The sequence below is a fragment of the Pseudoalteromonas sp. SIMBA_162 genome (genome assembly GCF_046535955.1).
Lineage (GTDB): Bacteria > Pseudomonadota > Gammaproteobacteria > Enterobacterales > Alteromonadaceae > Pseudoalteromonas > Pseudoalteromonas marina.
On record NZ_JAWJBQ010000182.1, the window covers coordinates 1 to 327 of the forward strand.

Annotated in this window: 1 protein-coding gene; it reads right to left on the bottom strand. The window is 61.8% G+C overall.

Features of this window, described 5'->3' with window-relative positions; all coding sequences use genetic code 11:
• The coding region (locus tag R0J88_RS19265) for a sodium:solute symporter family transporter (RefSeq protein ID WP_410900770.1) at positions 1-327 on the bottom strand (327 nt) is incomplete at both ends.

Consider the following 327-nt stretch of genomic DNA (forward strand, 5'->3'; position numbering starts at 1 on the left):
GACAGGAACACCGCCGGCACTAGGAAGGCGAAGATCAGCACGCAGTACTGGGCCACCTGGGTATAGGTGATGCCCTTCATGCCGCCGAGTACCGCATAGAAGAAGACGATCGCCATGCCGATCACCACGCCGACGTTCACGTCCACCTCGAGGAAGCGCGCGAAGACGATGCCGGTACCGCGCATCTGGCCGGCGACATAGGTGAAGGAAATGAAGATGACGCAGACCACCGCCACGGTGCGCGCGACGCTGGAGTAGTAACGGTCACCGACGAAATCCGGCACCGTGAACTTGCCGAACTTGCGCAGGTACGGCGCCAGCAGCATG